Annotated in this window: 13 protein-coding genes; 5 read left to right on the top strand and 8 right to left on the bottom strand. The window is 65.2% G+C overall.

Annotated features, from left to right (window positions below; all coding sequences use genetic code 11):
- Position 1: 1 nt before the first annotated feature.
- The 7 genes from J2R80_RS10285 to ugpB all read right to left on the bottom strand — a co-directional run bounded on the left by J2R80_RS10285 (position 2) and on the right by ugpB (position 8,846).
- Positions 2-181 (bottom strand): DUF4089 domain-containing protein, encoded by a 180-nt coding sequence (locus J2R80_RS10285; protein WP_018269566.1) that lies wholly within the window; start codon positions 179-181, stop codon positions 2-4.
- A gap of 95 nt (positions 182-276) precedes the next feature.
- On the bottom strand, positions 277-2,103 hold the full coding sequence (locus J2R80_RS10280; RefSeq protein WP_253638515.1) for an ABC transporter ATP-binding protein: 1,827 nt from the start codon (positions 2,101-2,103) through the stop codon (positions 277-279).
- Positions 2,104-2,403: 300 nt separating this feature from the next.
- Positions 2,404-3,303 carry an ABC transporter permease gene (locus J2R80_RS10275; protein WP_253588692.1) on the bottom strand — a complete coding sequence of 300 codons (900 nt, stop codon included), beginning with the start codon at positions 3,301-3,303 and terminating at the stop codon, positions 2,404-2,406.
- Between the two features lie 3 nt (positions 3,304-3,306).
- On the bottom strand, positions 3,307-4,320 hold the full coding sequence (locus J2R80_RS10270; protein WP_253588691.1) for an ABC transporter permease: 1,014 nt from the start codon (positions 4,318-4,320) through the stop codon (positions 3,307-3,309).
- A gap of 7 nt (positions 4,321-4,327) precedes the next feature.
- Positions 4,328-5,950: an ABC transporter substrate-binding protein gene (locus tag J2R80_RS10265; RefSeq protein WP_253588690.1), complete on the bottom strand. Its 1,623-nt coding sequence runs from the start codon at positions 5,948-5,950 to the stop codon at positions 4,328-4,330.
- Between the two features lie 247 nt (positions 5,951-6,197).
- Positions 6,198-7,166 (bottom strand): phosphotransferase, encoded by a 969-nt coding sequence (locus tag J2R80_RS10260; protein ID WP_253588689.1) that lies wholly within the window; start codon positions 7,164-7,166, stop codon positions 6,198-6,200.
- A gap of 360 nt (positions 7,167-7,526) precedes the next feature.
- Positions 7,527-8,846: a sn-glycerol-3-phosphate ABC transporter substrate-binding protein UgpB gene (ugpB, locus tag J2R80_RS10255; protein ID WP_256527969.1), complete on the bottom strand. Its 1,320-nt coding sequence runs from the start codon at positions 8,844-8,846 to the stop codon at positions 7,527-7,529.
- 228 nt (positions 8,847-9,074) lie between these two features.
- On the opposite strand from ugpB, the gene J2R80_RS10250 reads away from it, so the two are divergent.
- The 5 genes from J2R80_RS10250 (at position 9,075) to polA (ending at position 17,879) form a co-directional block, all read left to right on the top strand.
- Positions 9,075-10,031, top strand: coding sequence for a TRAP transporter substrate-binding protein (locus tag J2R80_RS10250; RefSeq protein ID WP_253588688.1), 957 nt, complete (start codon positions 9,075-9,077; stop codon positions 10,029-10,031).
- Between the two features lie 103 nt (positions 10,032-10,134).
- A complete protein-coding gene (locus J2R80_RS10245; RefSeq protein WP_168859052.1) occupies positions 10,135-12,132 on the top strand; it encodes a HAMP domain-containing sensor histidine kinase in 1,998 nt (665 codons plus the stop codon).
- Positions 12,102-13,850, top strand: coding sequence for a DUF3369 domain-containing protein (locus J2R80_RS10240; protein ID WP_057019490.1), 1,749 nt, complete (start codon positions 12,102-12,104; stop codon positions 13,848-13,850). The genes J2R80_RS10245 and J2R80_RS10240 overlap by 31 nt, the downstream gene beginning before the upstream one ends.
- Positions 13,847-14,584 carry a response regulator gene (locus J2R80_RS10235; protein WP_076831064.1) on the top strand — a complete coding sequence of 246 codons (738 nt, stop codon included), beginning with the start codon at positions 13,847-13,849 and terminating at the stop codon, positions 14,582-14,584. Before J2R80_RS10240 ends, J2R80_RS10235 begins: the two co-directional genes overlap by 4 nt.
- Before the next feature lie 256 nt (positions 14,585-14,840).
- Complete coding sequence (gene polA, locus J2R80_RS10230; protein WP_253638514.1) at positions 14,841-17,879, top strand: DNA polymerase I; 3,039 nt, start codon at positions 14,841-14,843, stop codon at positions 17,877-17,879.
- Between the two features lie 46 nt (positions 17,880-17,925).
- On the opposite strand, the gene J2R80_RS10225 is transcribed toward polA, so the two are convergent.
- A complete protein-coding gene (locus J2R80_RS10225; RefSeq protein WP_057015126.1) occupies positions 17,926-19,089 on the bottom strand; it encodes an IS4 family transposase in 1,164 nt (387 codons plus the stop codon).
- Between the last annotated feature and the right edge of the window lie 381 nt (positions 19,090-19,470).

Below are 19,470 nucleotides of genomic sequence, written 5' to 3'. Positions count from 1 at the left end.
CTCAGGTCGAATAGACGGCGGCCGACACGACGTCGTCCGGCAGCGGGAAGTCATCGACCAGCCGCGCCAGTCGCAGCGAGACGTCGAGATTGGCGCGCACCGCCGGACGCCAGGCGTCCTCCAGCGGCAACGCCATCGCGCGGGCGACGGCGTTCATATAGTCGTCGAGATGATCGGTCATTTCGCTCCCAATAACGATTTTGCGCATGATCTCCGCGCAAACGCGTTCCGCGTTTGTCGCGAGGAAAACCGGCCCCCACTCTTCCGGATCATGCGTCAAGACACCGGCAGCGGCGGATGCGGGATCGCCGTCAGCAGCTCCCTTGTATAGGCATCCTGCGGATTGCCCAAGACGTGTTCGGATGTGCCCTGCTCCACGATGCGACCGGCGCGCATCACGATGACGCGATCGCACAGCAGGCGCACGACATTGAGGTCGTGCGACACGAACAAATAGCTCATGCCCATCGACTGCTTGAGGTCCTGCAGCAAATTGAGCACCACCGCCTGCACCGAGACATCAAGTGCCGCGGTCGGCTCGTCGAGGATGACGAGCTTCGGGTGCAGCGCGATGGCGCGCGCGATGCCGACGCGGGCCTTCTGGCCGCCGGAGAGCTGGTGCGGGAAGCGGTCCAGCAGATTGACCGGCAGGCCGACCAACCGCGCAAGCTCCTCGCAGCGGGCGCGGAGCGCGTCGCGTCCCCTGATGTCGCCGAGTTGCATGATCGGGTCCGCGATCGCGCGCGCCGCGGTGAAGCGCGGGTTGAGGCTGTCGGTCGGATCCTGGAACACCATCTGGATCTGGCTGCGCCGCGGCAGCCGCGCGAACGACTGCGGCGTGATGCCGCCGATGTCCTCGCCGTCGAACATGATGCGGCCGGAGGTCTGGTCGAGCAGCCGCATCACCATCATCGACGTCGTCGACTTGCCGCAGCCGGATTCGCCGACCAGCCCGACGCTCTCGCCATGATCGATCGAGAAGCTGATACCGTCGACCGCACGGAAGGTCTCTTCCTCGACCGGCGGCTTGCGCCCGAACAACTTTGCCAGCATCCCGCCCGCGCCCTGGCGCGGGTATTCCTTGACGAGCTTTTCGACTGATAGGAGAGGCTCCATCCGCCCCCTCTCCCCGTTCTTTACGGGGAGAGGGTTGGGGTGAGGGGCCGCATCCGCAGGCACGGCCCGTGGAGGGTCCCCCTCACCCGCCACGCTCTGGCGCGCGAGTGCGCTGCCGAGCGTGTCGGCCTCTCCCCGCACGCGGGGAGAGGCAAGCGAATCCTCCTCCGGCAACAGATCCCGTAGCGACACCCCGAGCCGCGGCGTCGCGCGCATCAGCTTCCTGGTGTAGGCATGCCGGGGCGCGGCGAAGATGTCGGCGGACTTGGCGGTCTCGACCACACGGCCCTTCTCCATCACCACGACGCGGTCGCAATAGGCGGCGGCGAGGCCGAGATCATGCGTGATCAGGATCGTCGACATCGCCCGGCGCCGGGTCAGCTCGACGATCAGGTCCATCACCGCCTTCTGGGTGGTGACGTCGAGGCCGGTGGTCGGCTCGTCGGCGATCAGAAGCTGCGGATTGCAGGCCAGCGCCAGCGCGATGACCACGCGCTGGCACATGCCGCCGGACAGCTCGAACGGATAGGCGTGGTAGCGCTCGCGTGCGCGCGCGATCTTGACCTGCTCCAGCGCCTCGACCGCCGTCTCGCCGCGATCGGTGACCTGCGCCTGCTGCACATGCTGGCGCAGCACGTCCTCGATCTGGTGACCGACCTTGCGGATCGGATTGAGCGCGGCGCGCGGATTCTGGAAGATCATCGAGACTTCGCGGCCGCGCAGATCGCGCATCTGGCTCTCCGAGGCCGACTTGACGTCGATACCGGAGAACATCACCGAGCCCTCGGCGATCCGGCCGGCGCGATCGAGGATGCGCATCACGGCATAGGACGTCACCGACTTGCCGGAGCCGGACTCGCCGACGATGCCGACAGTCTCACCCTTGCCGACTGATATGTCGACGTGCTGCACCGCCTTGACGATGCCGCGGCGGGTGGTGAACTCGACCGTGAGGTCTTTGACGTCGAGCAGCGGCTGGGCGGTCATGCGCACCTCCCCCCACAGGGTGCGTGATCCAAAAATCCGCAAAACAACCCCATGCAAAGGAGCGGAGCGGTAGCACGGCACCGGACCGGGACAGGCATCATGTTCTCCGCCTGTCCAGTGCGCCCCCTCGCCCCGCTCTTGCGGGGAGAGGGTTGGGGTGAGGGGCATCTATCGGCACGTACAACTGGCTGAGGAGTGCGCGGAGCGCCCCCCTCACCCGGTCCGCTAACGCGGCCCGGCCTCTCCCCGCACGCGGGGAGAGGCGAAGAAAGCGCGCATGCGTTAGCCAGGTCCACATCATCACGTCCTCCGCTGCGGATCGACGATGTCGCGCAGGCCGTCGCCGAGCAGGTTGAAGCAGAACACCGCGATCATCAGCGCGAGGCCCGGGAACAGCGCGATCCACCACTCGCCCGACACCATGAAGCCTGCGCCCTCGGCGACCATGATGCCCCACTCCGCGGTCGGCGGCCGGACGCCGAGCCCGATGAAGGACAGGCCCGCGGCGTTGAGGATCGCATAGCCCATGGTCAGCGACATCTGCACGATCATGATCGGCATGATGTTGGGCAGGATGTGCCCGAGCAGAATGCGGTACTCGCCGTTGCCGGACAGCCGCGCCGCCTGCACGAAGCCGGCATTGCGGCGGACGTTTGCTTCTGCGCGTGCGACGCGGGCATAGAGCGGGAAGTTCACGATCGCGGTCGCGATGATGATGTTCTGCACGGTGTTGCCGAGCGCCGCGACGATGCCCATCGCCAGCACGAACAGCGGAAACGCCATGATGGTGTCGGCGATGCGGCCGACGATGCGGTCGGTCCAGCCGCCGAAATAGCCGGCGGCGATGCCGGCCAGCCCGCCCATCAGGAACACCAGCACGACGGAGGCGACCGCGATGAAGGTGTCGAGCCGAGTTGCGACGATGACGCGGCTGAAGATGTCGCGGCCGAGCTGATCGGTGCCGAACCAGTGCGCGGCCGACGGCGGCTTCAATGCAGCCGCGGTGTCGGAGGCGAGCGGGTCGTACGGCACCACGTAGGGCCCGAACAGCGCGGCAAACAGGATCAGGACCAGCAGCGCGAAGGCAAAGCCGGTGACCTTGTTTTCGCTCAAGACGTAGCGGGTTTGCTCAAAAGCCGCGGCAAGCCCCGACGTGCGGGCGGGTCCTGCGGGTTCGACGGTTGGAGCTACGGTGCTCATGCTCTAGCCCTCCAGCCTGACGCGGGGATCGATCACGCCATAGAGGATGTCGATCATCAGATTGAGCAGCACGTACATGACCGCCATGGTCAGCACGAAGCCCTGCACCGGCGCGAAGTCGGAGGCGATCAGCGCCTCGACCGCGTAGGAGCCGATGCCGGGCCAGGCGAACACCTTTTCCACCAGCACATTGGCGCCCAACAGGAACGAGAACACCATGCTGAGCGTGGTGATGACCGGCAGCATCGCGTTGCGGAAGGCGTAAGTGACGATCACCTTGCCGGGCGACAAGCCGCTGGCGCGCGCGGTGCGGACGAAGTCGGACGCCAGCACCGCCAGCATCGAGGCGCGCGTCATCCGCGCGATCGGCGCCAGCGAGAAGATCGCGAGCGTCACCGCCGGCAGGATCAATTGGCTGAGCGCAGAACGAAACGCCTCGAAGTCCCGCGCGATCAGCGTGTCGATGAGATAGAAGCCCGTGACCGTCGGCGGCGCGCTAGCGAACACGTCGAGCCGGCCGAGCGGCGCCGGCGACCAGCCGAGCCGGAAATAGAACAAATAGACCAGCACGAGCCCGGTGAAGAACACCGGCAGCGACACGCCGGCCGTGGTGGTGACGCGGCAGAGATGGTCGATCCAGGAGCCCGGCCGCGTCGCCGCCAGCACGCCGAGCGGGATCGCGATCACGATGGAGACGACAAGGCCGAGCAAGGTAAGCTCGGCCGACGCCGGCAGACGGTTGCGCAGCTCGGCCGCCACCGGCTGGCCGGTGGTGAGCGACGTGCCGAGATCGCCATGGGCGAGATCGTTGGTGTAGCGGACGAACTGCTCGATCAGCGGCTTGTCGAAGCCGAGCTTCTTCCGGATCTGGTCGACCGCCTCCTTGGTGGCCGCGGGGCCAGCAAAATACGCCGCGGGATCGCCCGGCAGCGCACGCGTCAAAAGGAACGTCACGATCACGACCCCGATCAGCGACGGGATCGCGAACAGCAGCCGCTTGCCGATCATCGCAAGCATGAGCGCCTCACCCCTTCGCCATCGCGCGATAATCGAGGCGGCGGTGGAACCAGTATTGGTAGCCCGTCACGTTCTTCTGCATCGCGACGTTGACGAAGGGCTGATAGAGCGGGATGCGCGGGATGTCGGTGTAGGCGAGATCGACGAAGCCCTTGACGTCGGCATCGTAGGCCGCGGTGTCGCCATTCGCGGCGGCGATGCGCGCGCCGTCGATGAGCTTGTCCATCTCTGATGACTTGTAGCTCATCGTGTTGAAGATCGAATTGTTGCCGTGATAGCACCAGTAGAAGAAGTACTCGGGGTAATCGAGCCAGCCCGAGAACACGTTGGTGAACAGCGGCATTTCCTTCTTGGTGAGCTCGGTGCGCCAATTGGCGCCGGGCACCTTGTTGATCGTGGTCTTGATGCCGAGCTGCGCCAGGCTCTCCTGCACCAGCACGCAGAGCGGCTCGTTGACCCCGGCGAAATTCAGGTCGAACGAGATCGTGGTCTCGAATCCGTTGGCGTAGCCGGCTTCAGTGAGCAGCGCCTTGGCCTTCTCCATGTCGGTGTAATATTTGGTCGGCTGCGGCCAGGCGACCTCGGTCGGCCTGTCCTTGGCCGCGCCGAACATCGGGTTGGCGAGACCGAACAGCACCGCATCCATGATCTTCTGGTACGGCATCGCGTAGGCCATCGCCTGCCGTACCTTGGGATTGTCGAACGGCGGCTTGGTCACGTTCATGCCGATATACTGGATGCCGTTGGAGAACGGCAGCGAGACCACGTTGAGCTTGCCGCTCGCCTTCATCTCCTGGAAGTCCTTGAACGGCAGCTCATACGAGATGTCGGCGTCACCGCGCTCGAGCAGCGCACGGCGGTTGCCGGCCTGCGGCACCATGCGCCAGATCACGCGCTTGATCTTCGGCAACGGGCCGCAGACCCACTCGTCGTTGCGCTCCATGACGACTTCGGTGCCGGCGGTCCACTTGGTCACCTTGTAGGCGCCGGAGCCCGCGGTCTGCTGCTTGGTGAATTCGAGGCCCCACGGATCCTTCTCGCTGGCGTTCTTCTTCACCAGCTCGGAATTGACGACGCAGGGCACGATCACAGCGAGGTCGGGGATCGTCAGCTTGTCCTTCCTGAGGAAGTCGACGCGCACCGTATAATCATCGACGACCACGAACTGCTCGGGCTTGGTCAGCGAGCCCGCGCTCATCTGGAAGGTCGGGAAGCCGCCGACAGAGACGGCACGGTCGAGCGACCATTTGACGTCCTTCGCCGTGACAGGCGTGCCGTCATGGAATTTGGCGTTCTTGCGCAGCTTGAAGGTGACCGACATGTCGCCGATGTTGATGTCCTCGGCGAGCTCAGGCTTGAACTTGTCGCGGTCGTAATAGGGCACGCCGCCCGGACCGCTCTTCATCTCGTGGCTGATCAGGCGGTCGTAGCAATTCCACGACACCTCGTAGCCCGGCACGTTGGTGCCGACGCCGTGGATATCGAGATTGTTGGGACCGCCTTCGGAGACGATGAGCAGCGTCTCGGAGCGCGCGTCGGCCTTGGCCGGCGACCAGATCGCGGGCGCGGTCGGCGCCAGCGCCCCCGCGGCCAGCCCGGACACCGATTTGAGGAAATCGCGACGCTTCATGTGATGCTCCAACGCCTTGGGAAACGGCCTTGGAACTCAGATCGCAAGGATTGTGCCAACCCTTAACGAAATCTTATGTCCTGCTAATGCCTTGCCGGAGCGAGGTAAAACGTCGGCCGGTATCCCGGTCGGGCAAAATCTCAGATCGCCAATTGCATACAAAGCCAGGCTATATGCTCAACAAATGAGCATGAAGCGGCTTCTGCTTGCTTTGTGGCCGGCAATAGAGGCCGCGCGCTGAAGCGCGCTAATCCGGCCAAATCAGCTCCTGCAATTGCACGAAGTCGTCGACCCGGTCCGGCCAGCCGTCGATGCAGATGTGCCGGAGCGGATCGCTGGCAGAGTGCAGCATCAAGAGCGCCATCAGCCGCCGCTTCAGCGTGAACGTCACATCAGTGCGCGAGATGCCGAAGCCGTCGAACAGGCTGCGCACCCGGCGCGAATGCCCGGCGGCCATGAAGGCGCTGGGACCGAGCAGGTCGTACTCGCCCCATCCGGCCCGGACGTCGCCGAAGTCGAACAGGCCGGCGACGTGCCAGCCGTCGGCCCGGCGTCCGAGCAGAAAGTTCTCCGGGATGTATTCGCCGGTCAGGATCACCGGCGGCGCGTTCATTGGGATCAACTCAGCGGCGTCACGCAGGAGATCGTCGAGCGAGGTGAGGAATTTTTTGGGCAGGCCGAGCCGCTCATGGCGCGCCCGGCACTGCGCGATCTGCCCGCGCATGAAGGCCTCCCAGCGCGGCTCGATAGCGCGCAGGCTGCCGGGCGGCACGCGCTGCACCTCGGCAATCACGGCCCCGATCTCGGCGAGCACGCGCTCGCGCTCGGCTTCCGACAGCGATGGCCAGACCTCCGAGCCGACGGTGCCGGACAGGCGAGTGATGACGAGATACGGCCAGCCGTCGCGTTCGCCCTCCGCGACAAGGTCGGGAATCGGAATGCCGAGCCGTCCGCGCAACCCGGCAAGCGCGCCGCGCTCGGACACGAATTGCGGGCGCAGAAACGGCGGGAAGAGTTTGAGGATCAGGTTATCGTCCAGCCCGACAACCAGATTGGTGCCGGTCGAGAACACATGCGGCGCGACGCACGACAGCCCGTGGCCATCAGCAATATCGCGCGCGACCGGCAACCAGCGCGACGTGTCGCTGCGCCAGGCGCGGTAGCTGTCGTAGTTGGTGAGGAGTGGAAGGGAAGCGATCATCTCTCGGACCGTCATTGCGAGCCACCCGGTCGGCGCGAAGCGCCGCCGGATGAAGCAATCCATGGCACCGCTTGTACAGCGAATGGATTGCTTCGTCGCTTCGCTCCTCGCAATGACGGGAAGCTATTTCGTAGCCCGGATGAAGCGAAGCGTAATCCGGGATTCTGTGCCGCCTGAAAGACCGGCCCCGGATTTCGCTTCGCTTCATCCGGGCTACACAGCCGTCTTCTCCTCCCCCTGAAAGGGGGAAGGTCGGGATGGGGGTCAGCCGCAAGCGACGCTGCAAGTGGTGAGAGAAGATCCCCACCCGCTTTGCTCTGGCGAGCAAAGCGACCTCCCCTCTTCAAGGGGAGGTTAAGGCAACGCATAACCTCATCACCTATCCGGATTGGCGCGCTCGAACTGGCGCAAGAGGCGGTTGCCGCGCTCGACGGCGTTGTCCATCGCGGCTTGCGCCGAACGCTTGCCGGCGAACACCTGCTCGAGTTCCTCCTCGATCACGTCGCGGATCAGGACGAACGAGCCGAGGCGGATGCCCTTCGAATTGTCGGTCGGCGGCTTCAGCGTCACCTCCTCGATCGAGATCGAGGCGCCGGGATTGCGATCGTAGAAACCCTGCGCGCGGGTGAGATCGAATGCGGCGCGGGTGATCGGCAGGTAGCCCGTGTTCTGGTGCCAGGTGGCCTGCACCTCCGGCCGCGACAGATAGGCGAAGAACTTCGCCACGCCGGCGTACTCCGCGCGCGGCCGGTCGCGCAGCACCCACAGCGTCGCGCCGCCGATGATCGAGTTCTGCGGCGCGCCCTGCACGTCGGGTTCGTACGGCATCATGCCGTAGCCGACCTCGAATTTGGAATTGGCCTTGATGTCGGCGCGCGTGCCCGACGAGCCGATGAAGATGCCGCACTCCCCTTTCTGGAAGCGCGGCTCGGCCGCCTGCCCGCGGCCGCTATAGTCGAAGGCCTTGTCGGCCTGCCACTGCGCGAGCTGCGCGATGTGGCGAACCACCAGCGGATTGTTGAAGATCAGCTGGGCGTCGAGCCCGGAAAACCCGTTGGCCTTGGTCGCGATCGGCAGATTGTGGAAGGCGGAGAAGTTCTCGACATTGATCCAGGACGGCCACGACGTGGTCAGTCCGCACATCGCGCCCGCCGCGCGCAGCCGCTTGGCCGCGACGCCGAGCTCCGGCCAGGTCCTCGGCGGCACACTCGGATCGAGCCCGGCGGACCGGAACATATCCTTGTTGTAGTAGAGGATCGGCGTCGAGGCATTGAATGGGAACGACAGCATGTTGCCGTCGACATCGGCATAGTAGCCGGCCACCGCGGGCAGATAGGCCGACGGCGCGAATGCCTCGGACTGATCGCGCATCAGCTCGAACACCGGATAGATCGCGCCGCGGGCCGCCATCATGGTTGCGGTCGCGATCTCGTTGACCTGAACGATCGCCGGCTGGCTGCGCGATCGGAAGGCGAAGATCGCCGCGGTGACGGTCTCGGTATAGTTGCCCTTGTAGGCGGGCACGATCCGGTAATCGGATTGCGAGGCGTTGAAATCGGCGGCAAGCTTCTCGAGCTGCTTGCCGAGCTCGCCCGACATCGCGTGCCACCACATGATCTCGGTGGCCGCCCGCGCCGGCGACACAAGCAGAAGAGCCGCGACGACGAGGTACAAAAGCTTCAAGGCGAGCTTCAAAGCGAACTTCACGACGAGCCGTTCCCGGATGCCACCACGCCCTCATAAGGCGCCACAACCGCAGATTCAACCTACACCGCAGGTTGCACCGCGGATTTAACGTTTGGCCGATGGCGAACCAGCGCCATTCTGCTAAAAATGCGTTGAACCTTTTCTTCCCGCCCTGGACACAATTCACAAGGGGAATAGTAGCCTGTGTACCGCCGCGCCGGCCTTTCGCGGATAACGATGCTTGCCGTCGCGCTGTCATGGGCAGCGGTCCCGGCGAGCGCTTTCGCGCGCGAATTCCGGACCGCCGATACCCAGAATGAGGACTATCCGACCGTCCAGGCGCTGAATTACATGGACCGCCTGATCGCTGAACGCACCGCCGGCCGGCACCGCATCGTGGTCTTCCATTCCCGCCAGCTCGGTGAGGAGAAGGAGACGCTGGAGCAGACCCGGGCCGGCGCCATCGATTTGAACCGGACCAATGTCGCGCTGATCGGGACAATGGTGCCGTCGGTCAACGTGCTGGCAATGCCGTTCCTGTTTCGATCGCCCGAACACCTGCAAACCGTGCTGGATGGACCGATCGGCAGCGAGATCCTGAACAGTCTCGGGGATCACGGCTTCATAGGGCTGGCCTTCTACGATTCCGGCGCCCGCTCGATCTACAACAGCGTGCGCCCGGTGCGTTCGCTCGACGACCTCAAGGGACTGCGGGTGCGCGTGCAGCAATCCGAACGGATGTCGGACATGGTGCGTGCGCTCGGCGCCCAGCCGGTCCAGATGCCCTACGGCCAGGTGCTGACCGGATTCGCCACCGGGCTGATCGACGGCGCCGAGAACAACTGGGCGTCCTTCGTCACCACCGGCCACTACAAATATGCCGGCTACTACACGCTGACCCGGCACACTTTCAGTCCGGACGTGCTGCTGATGTCGCAAAAGGCCTGGGCCAGCCTCTCGCCGGAGGAGCAAACGATCTTCCGCGAGGCCGCGCAACGCTCCAGCGCCTACATGCGCGAGAGGTGGCGCGAGCTCGAGGAGCGCTCGCGCCAGCAGGCGGAGCTGGCCGGCGTCAAGATCGTGACCGACATCGACCGCAAGCCGTTCGAAGCTGCAATGGCCGGCATCTACGCCAAGGCCGAGCGCGATCCTGCGGTATCAGCGCTGATCGAACGCATCCGCAACATGGAGTAACCGGATCTTGGACGCACCAGAGCAGGACGGGACGAAGCGACGGCGGGCGGCCTTCGGGCCGCAGGGCCGTTTCCGCATCGTCCAGTTGCTGCGTGCGGTCCCGATCCGCTGGCGCATCCTTTCGATCGCCCTGCTCAACTCCGCGGTCGTGATCGTGCTGGCGGTGCTGATCTGGAACGGCTCGAAGGTGCTCGGCTCGGCCTGGGAGGATGTCCGCCAGGTGCGGGAATCCGACAAGATCCTGGCCAAGCTCGAAAGCGAGACCAGCCGTCTGCAGAACCTGATCCATCGCTACATCAATCAGCCGAGCCCGGACCTGTTCGCTGAAATCCTGCTGCTCCGCGAGGCCGTGCTCGGCACGCTGACCAACCGGGCCTCGACCGACCCGATGCTGTCAGGCTCGGTCGAGCAGCTGGAGCGCGTCACCAGCCGTTTCCTCGACGGCTTCGGCGAACTGCGCACCGTGCAGACCAGGATCGCCAAGACCTATGACGAGCAGGTGCTGTCGCCGACCAAGGACATGGCCGGGCTCTATTCGATCATCGAGGGCGCGACCGGCCATCGCGATGCACTGATCTGGCCCGCGCTCGGCAAGTCGCGCGAAGCGTTCACCTCGCTGCTGGTCGCCGCCAACGCCTACTACCTCTCGCTTGCCTCCTCGTCGGCCGAGGAGGCCCGCCGCAACATCGATACGATCGAGCGGACGATTCCCGTCATGACCGATCTGGCCGAGAACGATCTGCAGCGGATGGCGCTGGCGCGGCTCAAGGTCAAGACCGCCGAGCTGCGCGACGGGCTCGGCAAGCTCAGCGAGCAGCTCACCAACCGCACCGATCTGCTGCGCAACTCGATCGACGCCAGCCAGGCGGATGCGATCGGCGCGATCGACGATCTCTCGGTGAAGATGCGCCAGCGCGAGCAGAAGGCGCAGGAGACGTTCGACAAGACGCTGACCTCGATCTCGCGCCGGGTGCTGTCGATTGCCGTGATCTTCCTCGGCGTCATCATGTCGGCCGGCGTCATGATCGCGCTGTCGATCCGGCTGCCGCTGGCGCAGATCATGGCCGCGATGCGCACCATCACCTCGGGGGACCTCGACCGGCCGGTGCAGGGCACGTCGGCCAAGGACGAGGTCGGCGCCATGGCGCGTGCGGTCGAAGTGTTCCGTGAAAACGCGATCGCCAAGCGCAAGACCGAGGACGAGCTGCGCACCGCCAAGGAGGAGGCCGAAAGCGCGCTGCTCGAGCTCAACACCGCGCAGCAGAACCTGATCGATGCCGAACGCCTCGCCGCGCTCGGCGGCCTCGTTGCCGGCGTCGCCCACGAGGTCAACAACCCGATCGGCATCAGCCTGACGGTGGCCTCGAGCTTTGCCCGCCGCAGCGAGATGTTCGAGAACGATTTGAAGACCGAGCCGCTGCGCCGCTCCAGGCTCGACGAGTTCGTCCGCGCCTCGCGTGACGCATCGCAGCAACTGGTCTCGAACCTGACGCGCGCCGGCGAGCTGATCCAGTCGTTCAAGCAGGTCGCCGTCGACCGCTCGCATGCCGAACGCCGCCAGTTCGCCTTGAGCGAATCCACCGACCAGATCGTGGCGAGCCTGCGGCCGGTGCTCAAGAAGGCCGCGATCGCGCTGTCGGTCGATGTGCCCGAGGGGCTCTTGATCGACGGCTATCCCGGCGCCTATGGGCAGATCTTAACCAATCTTTTCCTCAACGCCGTCAATCATGCCTTTGCCGATGGCCGCTCCGGCACCATCACCATCTCGGCGCGCGGGCGCGGCGCCGACGATGTGGAGATCATCTTCGCAGACGACGGGGCTGGCATGACGCCGGACGTGCAGCGGCAGGCGTTCGACCCGTTCTTTACGACGCGCCGCAACGAAGGTGGTACGGGCCTTGGCCTCCACATCGTCTATAACCTCGTCACCCAGCAGCTCGGTGGACGCATGATGCTGGAGTCAAGGGTAGGACAAGGCACCACTTTTCGCATTATCATGCCCAGGATCGCCAAGGGGGCTGCCAAGGGCGAGCCCACGATCGCTGACGCAGCAGCCGACGGAACCAGTCAATGGCCGAACAGGACGATGTCCTCCAACTGATCGACGATACCGAGAGCCCCCCGGAGGACTCGTCGGCCCGCAAATGGAAGATCGCCGTCATCGACGACGATCACGCCGTCCATGAAGGCACCCGTTTCGCGCTGAGCGATTACAACCTGAACGGTTCGACGCTGGAGATCCTCTCGGCCTACTCTGCGGCCGAAGGCCGCACGCTGATGCGGGACAACCCCGACATCGCGGCCGTGCTGCTCGACGTCATCATGGAGACCGACGTCGCCGGCCTCGAGCTCGTCGAGTTCATCCGCAACGAGATCAAGAACGAGACCGTGCGCATCATCCTGCGCACCGGCCAACCCGGCCAGGCGCCGGAGCGGCGCGTCATCGTGCAATACGACATCAACGACTACAAGGCGAAGACTGAGCTCACCGCCGACAAGCTGTTCACGTCGCTGACCGCCGCGCTGCGCAGCTACCAGCAGCTCGAGCGCATGGTGCAGACGCGGCGCGGGCTCGAGATCATCATCGACGCGGCCTCGACGCTGTACGATTTCAAATCGATGCAGCGGCTGGCCGAGGGCGTGCTGACCCAGCTCGCCTCGCTGCTCAACGTCGACTGCGCCGGCATTCTGGTGCTGCGCGACGACGGCAATTCGGCGGCGGCCGATTTCTCGGTGCTGGCCTGCTCGGGCTGCTACAGCCGCTTCATCGGCACCACCTCGTCGAAGGCGCTCGATCCGGACCTGCGGCACATGGTGGAGGAAGCATTCCAGCGCCGCAAGAACGAGTTCGCCGACCACCGCAGCGTGCTCTATTCGCGCACCGGCAGCGGCCGCGAGGTCGTGGTGCTGCTGCAGGCCGAGCGCCAGCTCTCCGACACCGACCGTGCGCTGGTCGAGATCTTCTCGAGCCGGCTGTCGATCGCGTTCGACAATGTGATCCTCTACCAGCAGCTGCACGAGGCCAACACCCAGCTCGAGGACCGCGTCGCGCAGCGCACCCGCGCGCTGATGCAGGCCAACCGGCGGCTCTCGGCGCAATGGCTGCGGCTGCAGCGCGCCAACGGCTTCAAGAACGAGATCCTCGGCACCGTCGCCCACGATCTGAAGAACCCGCTCGGCGTGATCCTCGGACGCACCGAGATGCTGACCGAACTGATCGGCGCCGGCTCGCCGAAGGAAAACGTCACATCGCAGGTCGAGCACATAAGGGACGCGACCAAGCGGCTGACCTCGATGGTCGACCATCTGATCTCGGACGCGATGGCCGACGCCTTCGACATCACCATCCGCCGCGAGCCGGTCGACGTCGCGGCCCTGGTCAACGAGGTCACCGAGGCCAATCTGCCCTCGGCGGTCAACAAGCAGCAGAGCATCTCGGTCTCGGGGCCGCAGCAATTCGTCACGATGTGCGACGCCGACCGGATTCGCGAGGCGATCGACAACCTCGTCAGCAACGCCATCAAGTACTCGCCGATCGGCGGCAAGATCACGGTCACGGTCAGCCATGAGGGCGACGACACCGTGATCCGGATCGCCGACCAGGGACCCGGCCTCAGCCCCGAGGATCTCGGCCGGCTGTTCGGCCGGTTCCAGCGGCTGTCGGCCAAGCCGACCGCGGGCGAGAGCTCGACCGGGCTCGGCCTTTCCATCGTCAAGCGCATCATCGACATGCATGGCGGCCATGTGACCGCGCAGAGCCCGGGCCCCGGACAGGGGTCGACCTTTACGGTTACACTGCCGGCAACAGAGACATCATGAGCCAGAACCCGCATATCTTCATCGTGGACGATGAGGCGCCGGCCCGCGAAATGGTCGGCGATTACCTCAAGATGCACGGCTTCGGCGTGACGCTGTGCGACGGCGGCAAGAGCCTGCGCAAGGAGATCGAGGGCTGCACGCCCGATCTCGTGGTGCTGGACCTCAACATGCCCGAGGAGGACGGGCTGTCGATCATTCGCGACCTCAAGAGCAAGATCAACGTCCCCGTCATCATGCTGACAGCTACTGCCAGCCCGATCGACCGGGTGGTCGGGCTGGAGCTCGGCGCCGACGACTACGTGGCCAAGCCCTGCGAATTGCGCGAGCTGATGGCACGCATCCGCTCGGTGCTGCGGCGGAGCGGGCCGGCGAAAGCGGCGGCGCCGGAACCGGCGAACGCGAAGGCCGAAAAGGAGCAGCTGGTTCGGTTCGGCACCAAATGGCTCGATCTCGAGGCCCAGGCGCTACGCGACGACGAGGGCAACGAGCATCCGCTGACGGCCTCCGAATTCGGCCTGCTGAAGGTGTTCGCGGCCAACCCGAAGCGGGTGCTGTCGCGCGAGCGGCTGCTGGAACTCGCCAATGCGCGCGACGCGGAGGCCTTCGACCGTGCCGTCGACCTGCGCATCATGCGCATCCGCCGCAAGATCGAATTCGACCCGACCAAGCCGTCGGTGATCCGCACCATCCGCGGCGGCGGCTACCTGTTCTCGCCGACCGGCGACAAGGCGTAGTCATTCCGGTGCCGTCCCCGTCATCCCCGCGCAAAGGCTTCGCCTTTGTCGCTGGAGGAGCCGCGCAGCGGCGTCTCGAAGGATGCACGGCCCCGGCTGGTGGCCGTCGATCCTTCGAGGCTCACTGCGCTCGCACCTCAGGATGTCGGGACTACGCCCTGCATCATCCTCGAATGTATCGATTTGGCTGTGCGACACACCCAGAATCCACACAGCAAAGGCTGTCAATCCGCGCAAAAATCCCTAAGTTTCGGCCATGCCGAAAACAGCCTCCAAAGCCCCCGCCAAGCCCGCATCGAAGACCGCCGCCAAGCCCGTTGCCGCCAAGGCCACGGCGAAGGGCGACCATGTCTTCCTGGTCGACGGCTCGTCCTACATCTTCCGCGCCTACCACGCGCTGCCGCCGCTGAACCGCAAATCCGACGGGCTGCAGGTCAACGCCGTGCTCGGCTTCTGCAACATGCTGTGGAAGCTGCTCCGCGACATGCCCGAGGACAACCGGCCGACGCATCTGGCGATCGTGTTCGACAAGTCGGAGATCACGTTCCGCAACAAGCTCTATCCCGACTACAAGGCGCACCGGCCGCCGGCGCCCGACGATCTGATCCCGCAATTCGCGCTGATCCGCGAGGCGGTGCGCGCCTTCGAACTGCCCTGCCTCGAGCAGGTCGGCTTCGAGGCCGACGATCTGATCGCGACCTATGCGCGGCTCGCCAGCGAGCGCGGCGCGACCACGACGATCGTGTCATCGGACAAGGATCTGATGCAGCTCGTCAACGACAAGGTCGTGATGTACGACACGATGAAGGATCGCCGCATCGGCCGCGACGAGGTGATCGAGAAGTTCGGCGTGCCGCCGGAGAAGGTGGTCGAGGTGCAGGCGCTGGCCGGCGATTCCACCGACAACGTGCCCGGCGTGCCCGGCATCGGCGTCAAGACCGCCGCGCAGCTGATCATCGAATATGGCGATCTCGATCAGCTGCTGTTCCGCGCCGGCGAGATCAAGCAGCCGAAGCGGCGCGAGGCGCTGCTCGAGAACGCCGAGAAGGCGCGCATCTCGCGCCAGCTGGTGCTGCTTGACGACAAGGTCGACCTCGAAGTGCCGCTCGACGACCTCGCCGTGAACGAGCCCGACTCGCGCCGGCTGATCGCCTTCCTCAAGGCGATGGAGTTCACCACCCTCACCCGCCGCGTCGCCGACTACGCGCAGATCGACCCGGCCAATGTCGATGCCGATCCCGGCAACAAGAGCGGCGCGAGCGTGTTCTCGCCGTTGCCGCCGTCGGATGTGACGCCGGCGCCCGGAGACGCTCCGGCATCGGCGGCGGCGCCGCTGCCGAAAGCCAAGCCGACCGGCGCGCGCGACGACAAGAATTCGAACCTGAAGGGCACGCCGGCAACGCTGGCCGAGGCCCGCGGCGAGGCGATCCGGAAAATTGGCTTCGACCGCAAGGCGTATCAGGCGATCGGCAGTCTCGATCAGCTCAACGCCTTCATCGCCCGCGTGCCCGACACCGGCTATGTCGCGATCGAGGCGATGTCGGAATCGATCGACCCGATGCAGGGCGAACTCGCCGGCCTTGCACTGGCGCTGGCGCCAAACGATGCGTGTTACGTCCCGCTCAGCCACCGGCAGGCCGGCGGCGGCGCGGGCCTGTTCGATGCCGGCCTCGCACCGGGCCAGATCAAGACCGCCGAGGCGCTGGCGGCGCTGAGGCCGCTGCTGGAGTCCGTTGGAATCCAGAAGGTCGGCTTTGACGTCAAGTTCACCTCGGTGATGCTGGCGCAGCACGGAATCACGCTGCGCAACATCGACGATGCGCAGCTCATGAGCTACGCGCTCGATGCCGGCCGCGGCTCGCATGCGCTGGAGGCGCTCGCCGAGCGCTGGTTCGGCCACGCCGTCGTCAATTACGGCGGCCTCGTCGGCAGCGGCAAGGGCAAGCTGACCTTCGATCAGGTCACGATCGACAAGGCCAGCGAATATGCGGCCGAAAGTGCCGACGTGATCCTGCGGCTGTGGCGGGTGCTGAAGCCGCGTCTCGTCGCCGAGCGGATGACGACGGTGTACGAGACGCTGGAGCGGCCGCTGGTCTCGGTGCTGGCGCGGATGGAGCACCGCGGCATCTCGATCGATCGCCAGGTGCTGTCGCGGCTGTCGGGCGATTTCGCCCAGACCGCTGCGCGCGTCGAGGCCGAGATCCAGGAGATCGCCGGCGAGCCGGTCAATGTCGGCAGCCCGAAGCAAATCGGCGACATCATCTTCGGCAAGATGGGATTGCCCGGCGGCAGCAAGACCAAGACCGGCGCGTGGTCGACCTCCGCGCAGGTGCTCGACGAGCTCGCCGAGCAAGGCCACGAATTCCCGAAGAAGATCCTGGAGTGGCGCCAGGTCTCGAAGCTGAAATCGACCTACACCGACGCGCTGCCGACCTATGTCAATCCGCAGACCCATCGCGTCCACACCACCTACGCGCTGGCCGCGACCACCACGGGCCGGCTGTCGTCGAACGAGCCGAACCTGCAGAACATCCCTGTACGTACCGAGGACGGCCGCAAGATCCGCCGCGCGTTCATCGCGACGCCGGGCCACAAGCTGGTGTCGGCCGACTATTCCCAGATCGAGTTGCGGCTGCTCGCCGAGATCGCCGACGTGCCGGTGCTGCGCCAGGCCTTCCGCGACGGGCTCGACATTCACGCCATGACCGCATCCGAAATGTTCGGCGTGCCGATCAAGGACATGCCGAGCGAGGTGCGCCGCCGCGCCAAGGCGATCAACTTCGGCATCATCTACGGCATCTCGGCGTTCGGCCTCGCCAACCAGCTCGGCATCGCCCGCGAGGAGGCCTCGGCCTACATCAAGAAATACTTCGAGCGCTTCCCGGGCATCCGCGCCTATATGGACGAGACCAAGGACTTCTGCCGCCGCAACGGCTATGTGACGACGTTGTTCGGGCGCAAGTGCTACTACCCCGACATCAAGGCGTCCAACGCCTCGGTGCGCGCCTTCAACGAACGCGCCGCCATCAATGCGCGGCTGCAGGGCACCGCGGCTGACATCATCCGCCGCGCCATGATCCGCGTCGAGGACGCGCTCACCGAGAAAAAGCTCTCGGCGCAGATGCTCTTGCAGGTGCATGACGAACTGATCTTCGAGGTGCCCGACGACGAGGTCGCGGCGACGCTGCCGGTGGTGCAGAAGGTGATGCAGGACGCACCCTTCCCGGCGGTGATCCTGTCGCTACCGCTGCAGGTCGACGCCCGCGCCGCGAACAATTGGGACGAGGCGCATTAGCGCTTCCTCACCTCGCCCCGCTTGCGGCAGGGGTGTCCGGGGAAATTCAGGCATAGCGGAGCTCCATCTGGTCAGGTGAGATGGTTGATTTCCGACGGCTGGGGTTGATGGGCGGAGGTTTGTCGATGGCAGCGAGGGATCGACGCGTGAGCAGGAGCTGGCCGACGAGTTCGGCGAACCTGAGCGGGAGCATTTTGATGCAGTTGGTGTGAGCGGCGATGCGCAGCAGCAGGTAGGCAATCATCGCAGCGAGCACCTGAAGGCGGATCGCGTTGTCGTTGGCGCCGAGGAACTTGCGAATATCGAGATGCTGCTTGATCCAGCGGAACAGCAGCTCGATTTGCCATCGGCTCTTGTAGAGGGCGGCGATCTCGACGGCGCTACGGGCAAGGTCGTTGGTCAGGAGTGTGATCTTGCCGCCTTTCTCGCGTCTGATCTTGATGCGGCGGAGCGGGATTGGAAGGCGCGAATCGCCCTTGCTGGTGAGCTTCACCTCGTCATCGGCAAGGATTTCGAAGCCATCCCCGTTACGCTTGCGGATGGCGCGATGCCTGAGCGAGCGAAGACGGATGCTCGTCTTCGCCCGGGTAACGAAGAAAGCCTTGCTATCATTGATCTTCTGCCACCAGTCGAAACGGCAATAGCCCTTGTCAAACACATAGGTGGTGGCGGGCTGGATTGGGGTCTGTCGGCCGATCTCGATGTCATTGACGTTCGCGGCCGTCATCTCGACGCAGGTCGGGACATCGCTCCTTGGGTCGTAGACGACATGCAGCTTCATGCCGCGGATGCGGCCGTTCCACGTCGCCCAACTGCAGACCTTGCCGAGCGGGATCGGACTGGCGTCGATCAGACGCACCATCTCCATGCCTTCACTCCGCAGCTGGCGACGCGCCATCGCCGACAGCGCCGCAAAGGTTTGCGCGAAAATGCCGATCGGACGGCGGGCATTGGCATCGGACAACGTCGAGCGCGACAGCTTGCCGGTTCCCAAGTGATAGTGATGCTGCGAATTGGCGTTGAAGCCAGTCACCACCCCGCGCAGACTGCTGTTGCCGCTAAGCTGGGCATAGATCAGCGCCACCAGATGATCCCAGCTCCTGAACGACTTGTCGTAGGCATCCCCGTCCAGACGATCCACAACCGTCTGAAACTGCCGTCGATTGATCGGTTCAAGCAGCCTTCCAAAAATGCTACCGCGATATCGCATGCTCGGCCCTCTGTGTCTCGACAACCAGAAAAGACCGATTTGCCTCGGTCCTGCCGAGCATGCACCGCGACACAGTGAATCATTCCCCGGACACCCCTGCGCTTGCGGGGAGAGGTCGGATCGCTCTTGCGATCCGGGTGAGGGGGTACAGGTCTCACCTCGGTCCTTGCACGTTGAGAGAACCCCTCACCCCAACCCTCTCAGAGCGAGCTTCGCTCGTCTCGACCCCGCATCCGCCTTCGCCCGAAGGCGGGCTTCGGCGGACAAGAGAGCGGGGCGAGGGAGCGCACCACCGCCCCGCCACATTGCTCCGAGAGCAATTCCGCGATGGCCGCGCGGCGGACGGCACGCTAGAAGCGTGCGCATCCCTCGCGAGACCCG

The organism is Bradyrhizobium sp. USDA 4541, assembly GCF_024171085.1.
Taxonomy (GTDB): Bacteria; Pseudomonadota; Alphaproteobacteria; order Rhizobiales; family Xanthobacteraceae; genus Bradyrhizobium; species Bradyrhizobium australafricanum.
Note: the sequence above shows the minus strand (reverse complement) of the source record. Positions and strands in the feature narration are given on the sequence as shown.